The 8,587-nt window shown below is 63.1% G+C and carries 8 protein-coding genes and 1 pseudogene; 7 read left to right on the top strand and 2 right to left on the bottom strand.

Going from position 1 to position 8,587, the window contains the following annotated elements; genetic code table 11:
- Together AHiyo1_RS01880 and AHiyo1_RS01885 are read right to left on the bottom strand one after the other, a co-directional pair.
- The coding region (locus tag AHiyo1_RS01880; RefSeq protein WP_216363133.1) for a GntT/GntP/DsdX family permease at positions 1-636 on the bottom strand (636 nt) is incomplete at its 3' end.
- A 62-nt stretch (positions 637-698) separates the two neighbouring features.
- Positions 699-1,262, bottom strand: a complete 564-nt coding sequence (locus AHiyo1_RS01885; RefSeq protein ID WP_253257115.1) for a gluconokinase — start codon at positions 1,260-1,262, stop codon at positions 699-701.
- A 369-nt stretch (positions 1,263-1,631) separates the two neighbouring features.
- Here AHiyo1_RS01885 and AHiyo1_RS01890 point away from each other — a divergent pair, with 369 nt between their 5' ends.
- The 7 genes and pseudogenes from AHiyo1_RS01890 to AHiyo1_RS01920 form a co-directional block, all read left to right on the top strand.
- The gene (locus tag AHiyo1_RS01890; protein WP_059387435.1) at positions 1,632-2,477 is read left to right on the top strand and encodes a sugar phosphate isomerase/epimerase family protein; all 846 of its coding nucleotides are present in this window, start codon (positions 1,632-1,634) and stop codon (positions 2,475-2,477) included.
- A 42-nt stretch (positions 2,478-2,519) separates the two neighbouring features.
- A complete protein-coding gene (locus tag AHiyo1_RS01895; protein ID WP_059387436.1) occupies positions 2,520-3,527 on the top strand; it encodes a Gfo/Idh/MocA family protein in 1,008 nt (335 codons plus the stop codon).
- Positions 3,528-3,568: 41 nt separating this feature from the next.
- Entirely contained in the window at positions 3,569-4,429 is an 861-nt protein-coding gene (locus AHiyo1_RS01900) for a sugar phosphate isomerase/epimerase family protein (protein WP_253257116.1), read from the top strand.
- Between the two features lie 24 nt (positions 4,430-4,453).
- On the top strand, positions 4,454-5,620 hold the full coding sequence (locus tag AHiyo1_RS01905; RefSeq protein WP_059387437.1) for a Gfo/Idh/MocA family protein: 1,167 nt from the start codon (positions 4,454-4,456) through the stop codon (positions 5,618-5,620).
- Between the two features lie 101 nt (positions 5,621-5,721).
- A complete protein-coding gene (locus tag AHiyo1_RS01910) occupies positions 5,722-6,768 on the top strand; it encodes a LacI family DNA-binding transcriptional regulator (RefSeq protein WP_059387438.1) in 1,047 nt (348 codons plus the stop codon).
- Positions 6,769-6,857: 89 nt separating this feature from the next.
- Positions 6,858-8,264: a glucuronate isomerase gene (uxaC, locus tag AHiyo1_RS01915; protein WP_059387439.1), complete on the top strand. Its 1,407-nt coding sequence runs from the start codon at positions 6,858-6,860 to the stop codon at positions 8,262-8,264.
- Between the two features lie 86 nt (positions 8,265-8,350).
- A pseudogene (locus tag AHiyo1_RS01920) lies at positions 8,351-8,587 on the top strand (mannitol dehydrogenase family protein); the annotation flags it as partial.

The raw sequence follows: 8,587 nt of genomic DNA on the forward strand, positions 1-8,587 counted from the left end.
GATCGGCACGATCCGTGCGGCGAGACGACCAAAGAGGGGACCTGCGATGATTACGGTCGGAATGGCTATGAGTAGTCCAAACGCGAGGGTCACACCGACATTGGCGTGCAGGATGCCGATCGCGGCCAACGGGCCCGGGTGCGGCGGGATGAAACCGTGGAGGACCGACAAACCGGCCAAGGCCGGAATGCCAAGAAGCATTGCCGGGCCCTTGGAGCGGTGCACAGCGAGCATCACCACGGGAATGAGCAGCACGAGCCCGATCTCGAAGAACATGGGTATGCCGATGATGCCGGCGATGAGCGCCATCTTCCAGGGCAGCGTTGCAGGCCGGCCATGGAGGAGCGTGTCCACGATCTTGTCCGCGCCGCCGGAATCAGCCAGCAGCTTGCCCAGCATGGCTCCCAAGGCGATGAGCACACCCACGTAGCCCAGCACGCCGCCGACGCCATTTTCGTAGGAGGTTGTCACCTTGTCCAAGGAAATGCCCGAAGCAATGCCGACGAAGAGGGCGCCGATGCTCAATGCCAGGAAAGCATGCATCTTTGCCCAGACGATCAGCAAGACGACTATCGCGATGCCGATGGCCGCCACAACAAGTACTTGGGTGTCGTGGCCGGTCCAAGGTTGATGCATCGCATCCGTAGTGGCGTCCGTGGCTACCCCGGCGAGGGGCCTGCTGAGGATGGAGATTCCGTTCATGGTTCTCGTCCTGTTCCGCTCGGCCGCAGGCCGAACTTGTCCATGATTTGTTGGGCAATCACTCCTGGAGCCGGGCCAACGTCGATCCGGATTCCGGGCTCACCCGGAGACAGCTCTTCAAGATCCGCGAACTGACTCCCCCACATACTGGCGGGCATGAAATGGCCGTGGCGTTCGGCCAGCCGTGCGCTGATAGTCTCGGGCGTCCCGGACAGAAAAACGAAGACGACGCCTGAACCTCGGCGATTAATAATGCTTCGATAGGACCGTTTGAGCGCCGAACACGTGATGACGCCGTTTTCCCCGTGATCCAGCCTCTGGTCGACCCACTCGGCGACCTTCTCCAGCCAGGGATATCTGTCCTCATCCGTCAGCGGATGCCCCGCTGCCATCTTGTCGATGTTTGTTTGGGGATGCAAGGCATCCCCTTCCTCGAAGGCCCAGCCAAGCCGCCCCGCCAGGAGTGCGGCAACCGTGGATTTCCCTGAGCCGGAAACACCCATGACAACCAGCACAACGGGTTCGGACAGAGGGGTCGTCGCCATGTCCAGAGGGTCCATGGAGCCCATCTTGGCAGCACGTGGGCCTCAGTGCCATAGGGAATCGCAGTGGATCTCCTGGCGGCCGGGCCCCGGGGGCGCAGGCCTGACGACGGCTCATTCGGGGCGTTGTACGATCTCGGACAGAAGCGGCAAGGCCCGGTCAAGCCCGACACCAGGAAAGCTCGAGGGGATACGGACACCGCTTCCGGGAAAAACCAGGCGTCCCGTTTTTAGTCCGGCCGATGCGCATCCACAAGTTGCCAATATTTGGCAATCGGTTGTCAATCCGACACCAAGGTGGCTAGACTCGAGGCGAACGCATGCCCGTGAACTACGATTTGGTGCCATTTGTCGCCATGCGGGCGAACGGATCCAAAGGAGAATTCCGTGACTGAAACCAATGCCGTGTGGAGCCTGTCCGGTTTCGGCGACGAAGTGGATCCCGATCCCGCGGTCCAGGCCGCAGTCCTGCTGGCGCTCGGTGCCGGCCATATCGAAGTGCGCAGCGCGTGGGGCACCAACGTTTCGGAACTCGAACCGGAAGAGGTCGGGCGGCTCAAGGCGATCCTGGACGCGAAGGGCCTGAAGGTTTCCGCAGTCGCGAGCCCCATCGGCAAGGTTGACGTCGGTGTTCCGGTGGAACATGAGCTCGCCCGGCTGCGCCAGATCATTTCGGTGGCCAAGGTGCTCGACACCAAGTACATCCGCATCTTCTCCTTCTACCGGGCCGAAGGGCAGAGCCCGGAAGACATCCGCGACTCAGTCATGGAGCGCCTGACCGCACTTAGCAACGAGGCGGCAGCGTCCGGCGTCGTCCTCCTGCACGAAAACGAAAAGGGCATCTACGGCGACACGCCCGAGCGCGTCCTGGACATCATGAAGACTGTCGATTCACCCGCGCTGCGCGTTGCCTGGGACAGCGCCAACTTTGTCCAGGTGGGCGTCAAGCCGTACACCGAGGCTTATGCCGTGCTGCGCCCCTACTTGGAGTACTTCCAGATCAAGGATGCAATCAGCGGGACAGGTGAAGTGGTGCCTGCAGGCGAAGGCGACGGCGAATTGGACGCTACCATCGCCGCGCTCAAGGCCGATGGCTTTGCCGGCTTCGTTTCGCTCGAACCCCACCTTGCAAGCACACACGAATTGGGCGGATTCTCCGGACCCGTCGCCTTCGGCGCCGCAGCGCGCGCCTTTGCGGCACTCGCAGCCAAGAACGGTGTTGCCCTCGCCTGAGGGCCTGTAGGTTCAAAGGAAAACATCTTTCGAGGGAGAAGAATGCCTACAGCAGCAGTCATCGGTTGCGGCGATGTATCGAGTGTGCACCTCGGAGCAATCGCCAAAATGGACGACGTTGAACTCGTGGCGGTCTGCGACACCGACGCCGGTCGCCTCCAGGCGGCAACGGCCGCCTACGGTGTGCCGGGTTACGCGGACTACCTGGAGATGCTCGAATCGGTGAGGCCCGACGTCGTGCATATCTGCACTCCGCACCACCTGCATGCCTCGCTGGCCGCGGAGTGCCTTGAGCGCGGCGTCAGCGTGATTGTCGAGAAGCCGCTCGCCCACACCCTGGAAGAGGGACGCCGGCTGGTTGAGGCGGCCGAACGGAGTACGGCGAAGATCGCCGTATGTTTCCAGAACCGCTACAACGCGACGTCCCAGGCCATGCGGAGACTGCTCGACGACGGCGGGCTGGGCCAGGTTCTCGGCGCCTCGGCAACCGTGATGTGGCACCGGACGGCCGAGTACTACCGTGACAGGCCGTGGCGCGGTACCTGGGCCGAAGGAGGCGGCGGCCTCATGATGAACCAGGCCATCCACACGGTGGACCTGCTCCAGTGGCTGGTAGGTGACGTGACCAAGGTGGAGGGCCACGCCTCCACGCGCTCGCTGGGCGGCGTGATCGAGGTGGAGGATACGGCGGAATTTATCGCCGGGCACGCAAACGGTGCCACCAGCGTCTTCTATGCGACCTTGGCGAACGTCACCAACGCACCGGTGACGCTGGACATCGTGACCGAAAAGGCCACGCTCAGCCTCCGGGGCGACCTTGTTGTCAGCTACAGCGACGGCACCGTGGAAACCATCGCGGAACGGGCCTTGGAATCGGGTGGGCGCGCGTATTGGGGCGTATCCCACGAACTCCTGATCAAGGACTTCTATGCCAAGCTCGGGGATCCTGCTCCCTTCTGGATCAGCCCCGTGGAAGCCGAAAAATCACTCAGGATCGTCAAAGACATCTATGCCCAAAGCTACCCGGACATTTCCGGGCAAGTGGGCTAACCACGCGGCCCATAAAGGCCCGGAACCAACGGAGGACAAAAGTGGCAAAAATCGGCGTACAGGCAATGATGCTGAAGGGCAGTTTTGCCGAAGACGGGGCGTTTGAAACGCTCCGCAAGGTCAGTGCGATCGGGTACAACGCGGTCGAGATTTCGCAGATCCCGATGACGCCGGAAAACGTTGCCGAACTGGATCGCTCCCGGAGCGAACTGGGCATGGACATCGCGGCGCTTTCGGTCGCCATGGAGACGCCTAAGGGCATGCCCGGCGACTCACTTAAGGACCACCTCGACAAGATCGTTGACGACGCAAAGCGGCTGGACACCCACCTACTGCGGATTGGCATGATGCCCTTCCCGGCGATGAAGTCGATCGACGCCGTGGTGGACTTCGCGAAGCAAGCCAACGAATACGCCGAAAGCCTCCGTGAACACGGCATCGGCTTGTACTACCACAACCATCACATCGAGTTCGCGAAGTTCGACGGCACATACATGCTGGACATCATCGCCGAAAACTCCCCGGCCATGGGCATGGAGATCGACGTGCACTGGGTGCAGCGCGGCGGCCTGGATCCCGTCCGGACCCTGGCCAAATACGCCGGACGCACGGCCATGGTGCACCTGAAGGACTACCGGATAGGGGAGTTGCCGGAATTGGCCTTCGGGCTCCTGGAAACGGGGGACCTCGCGGGCTTCATGGCCGAGTTCAAGAACGTGGTCCAGTTTGCCGAAGTGGGCGAAGGCAACCTTGACTTCCCGTCCATCATTCACGCGGCCCAGGCTGCCGGCGCGGAGTACTTGCTCGTGGAGCAGGACGAGCTCTATGGCCGAACGGTGTGGGAAGCCCTGCAGACTTCATACGACAACCTGGTGGCCATGGGTCACGCCGACCTCTTCTAATCCCACTACAACGGAGATCTACTCATGAGCAAGAAAGTACGCCTTGGCATCATCGGCCTAGGCCAGCAGGGCGGCACGTACGCCAAGTTCATCACTGACGGATTGGTTCCGAACATGGTGATCGGCGCTATCTGCGACACCGATCCTGCAAAGAAGGAGCTGGCGGCCTCCCTGTACCCAGGTGCGCCGTTCTACGACGACTACATCGCGATGCTGGAAAGCGGCGACGTCGATGCGATCGTCACGTGCGTGCCCCACTACCTGCACCCGGAAATGGGCATCGAATCGCTCAAGCGCAACATCCACGCCCTCGTCGAGAAGCCCGCTGGTGTCTACACCAAGCAAGTCAAGCGGCTCAATGAGTTCGCGGCTTCCAAGCCCGAGCTTTCATTCGGGATCATGTTCAACCAGCGCAACAACCCCCTGTACAAGAAGCTCAAGGAGATCGTAGACAACGGCGAGATCGGGGCCATCCGGCGCACCAACTGGATCATCACCAACTGGTGGCGCCCGCAGGGCTACTACAACTCCAGCGAATGGCGCGCCACGTGGGGCGGCGAAGGCGGCGGCGTCCTGGTCAACCAGGCACCCCACCAGCTCGACCTGTGGCAGTGGATCTGCGGCGTGCCGAAGTCCGTCTACTCTAAGGTGGCGTACGGGTTCCGCCGGGACATCGCCGTGGAAGACGAGGTCACCGCCGTCGTGGATTACGGCAACGGTGCCACCGGAGTTTTCGTCACGGCCACGCACGACCTTGTGGGCACGGACCGCTTCGAGATCCTGGGTGACCAGGGCAAGATCGTGGTGGAAAACAGCAAGACAGCCACGGTCACCCGCCTGGTCAAACCCGAGCGCGAACTCAGCGACGGCATGGACATGGACGATGTCCGCAAGCTCTTCATGGGCGAATTGAAAGCCGAGGACTACTACACCACCGAGGTGATCGAGTTCGAGTCGGCCTGGGGCGGCCAACACGCCGGCGTCCTGGAGAACTTCGCGGCCAACATCCTCGACGGCACTCCGTTGTTGGCACCCGGCTCGGACGGCATCAAAGGCGTCCGCCTGGCCAACGCCATCCACCTGTCGAGCTGGACCGGCAAGGAAGTCTCCCTGGACTTCGACGAGGAGGAGTACATGCGCGAGCTCAACAAGCGCATCAGCGAAGAAGGCAAGTTCGCCGAGCGCTCCTAGCTCGCAGGGCGCGTGAGTAGGGCACTTAAGCAGGGCGGTCGCCGGCCGAGTGGTTTGGCAACCGTCCTGCTTTTGTTGCCAAGCCAGATTACGATTGAGCCGTGACTGAAGCGACGAACTCCGGAGCAGTAACTTCCCCCGCCAAGCGCGGACGCGGGGAGAAATCCTCGCCCACCATCTACGACATCGCGAGGCTCGCGGGAGTCAACCCTTCCACGGTTTCGCGCGCGCTGAGCAAACCGGGCAGGGTCAGTGCCAAGACCCAGAAAATCATCGAGGATGCCGCCGAGCAGCTGAATTACCAGGTGAACCCCTTCGCCCGGGCGCTTCCCACCGGCCGTACCCAGACGATCGGACTGATCGTCGCGGATATCACCAACCCGACGTTCTTCGACATTATCCGCGGTGCGGAAACCACCGGGTCGGCCCGGGACTACACCCTGGTGTTGGCCGAGTCTGCGGAGTCGCCTGAAACCGAACTGATTGCGGCCCGCAGGATGTTGGGCACGGTGGACGGCCTCATACTGGCGAGCCCCCGCATGGACGACGAAAAGATCCGGGCTTTGGCTGCGGACAAGCCGGTAGTCGTGATCAATCGCGAAATAGAGGGCGTGCCGTGCGTAGTCCCGGACGTCAACAAGGGGATTGGCCAGGCCGTGCGGAGCCTAGCCGCCAACGGCCACCAGCAGCTCGCCTATGTTGCGGGGCCGCCGCAGTCCTGGATGTCGCGCCGCCGCTGGGAAGGCGTCCAAGCTGCCTGCGATTGGTACAAGTTGGGAGCCGTCCGCTTGGAATCGTCCAAGCCAACGGTCGACGGCGGCCGCCAAGTAGCGCGCGACGTCCTGGCGAGCGGCGCGACGGCGGTAATCACCTACAACGATCTCCTTGCCATAGGCCTCATGCAGGAGCTCCAGGCCGCCGGCATGCACGTTCCGGACCAGATCAGCATCGTAGGCTTCGACGACATCTTCGGGGCAGACTTCACGACGCCGGCGCTTACCACCGTGAGGTCGCCGCTGGGGGAGTGCGGTTCCCGCGCTGCCGCCCTCCTGCTGGACATGTTGCTAGGCCAGGAAGGGCCCGCGGAAGCCGTCCGGGTGGATACGGAGCTCGTGGTGCGCGGTTCCAGCGGGCGGCTGATCGCGTAGTTTCAAGTGATCTTCGGTGGAAGATGCAACGCGGTGGCAATAGTTGGCAACCGGTTGACAGATTGATTCTTCCGGCCGAAAATTGACCTATGTCACAGTCGATCGCAGCCAATCCTGACCGGCTCCTGCCCGCGGATCCCGGGACGCGCAGCATTGCGCGCTCCCTACTGGAGCGCGTCCAGGACCTGCCCATCATCTCTCCGCACGGCCACGTTGACGCCGCCGTCATCGAGCACAACACGCCGTTCCCCGATCCGGCCGCGCTCCTGGTCAGCCCGGACCACTACGTCACCAGGCTGATCCACGCCAGCGGAGTCCCCATGGACAAGTTGCTCTCGGGAGGCGCCAACGCGTCCGAATCGCGGGAGATCTGGCGGACGTTCGTCCAGGCGTGGCCCCTCTTCGAAGGCACGGCGTCTGGGTACTGGCTGCGCACGCAGTTCGACAGCGTGTTCAAGCTCGGCGCGGACCTTGGCGAGATGTCCGCAGATGCCAGCTATGACGCCATTGCCGCCAAGCTCGTGGAGCCCGATTTCCGTCCCCGCCAGCTCTTCAAGGACTTCAACATCGAGGTCCTGGCCACCACGGACGATCCCCTGGACAGTCTCGCCAGCCACAAGGCGATCGCCGAGGACCCCTCCTTCAACGGCCGCGTGCTGCCGACCTTCCGTCCGGATGCCTACCTGAACATCGCGCACCCGGCATGGGGTGCCAACGTCGAGCGGCTTGTCGATTCCGCCGCCGACGGCGCTAGCGGCTACACCGGCTACATCAAAGCCCTGGAAAACCGCCGTCGTTATTTCGTGGACCACGGCGCGGTCTCCGCGGACCACGGCGTCCTCACCCCGGCGACGCTCAAGCTGGACCGGGCCGAAGCCGAGCGGATCTTCGAACTGGCGCGTGCCGGCAAGGCCACGGCCGAGGACCGCAACACGTTCGAAGCCCACATGATGTACCAGATGGCCAGGATGTCGGTGGAAGACGGTTTGGTCATGACCATCCACCCGGGTTCCTTCCGCAACCACCACCAGCCCACCTTCGCGGCCTACGGAGCGGACACTGGACACGACATCCCGTTCGCCACCAACTACACCGAAGCCATCCGCCCCCTGCTCCAGGACTTCGGCACGGCCAAGGACTTCCACTTGGTGCTGTTCACCCTCGACGAGACCGTGTTTTCCCGCGAGCTGGCGCCCCTGGCAGGGTTCTACCCCTCCGTGTACCTCGGCGCTCCCTGGTGGTTCCTCGATGCACCGGACGCCATGCTGCGGTTCCGCTCCGCCGTCACCGAGACCACCGGCTTCTCCCGGTCATCGGGGTTCATCGACGACACCCGCGCGTTCTGCTCGATCCCGGCCCGGCACGACGCTTCCCGCCGGATCGAAGCATCCTTCCTTGCGCGCCTCGTCGCCGAACATCGTGTCAGCGAGGACCGAGCCCACGAAATCATCGTCGACGTCGTCGACTCCTCACCCCGAAGGGTCTTCAAGCTGTGAGCAACGAACCCGAGCGAACTGCGGAGCTTCCCCGCTTGAGCCGCTCCGTCAGGCCCATCGCCAAGGCCCCGGTACGCATTGTGCACATGGGACTGGGGGCCTTCCACCGCTCCCACCAGGCGTGGTACACCCAGCATGCAGGCGACGCGGCCGAGTGGGGCATTGCCTCCTTCACGGGCCGCCGCCCGGATGCCGCGGAGGTCCTGTCCGCACAGGACGGCTTGTACACCGTGGTGGAACGCTCAGACGCCGGTGATTCCTTCGAAGTCATCGGCAGCATCGTCGAAGCTGTTGACGGTGCCGACGTCGAGCGTTTTGTCGAG

This window comes from Arthrobacter sp. Hiyo1 (assembly GCF_001263615.2).
Classification (GTDB): domain Bacteria; phylum Actinomycetota; class Actinomycetes; order Actinomycetales; family Micrococcaceae; genus Arthrobacter.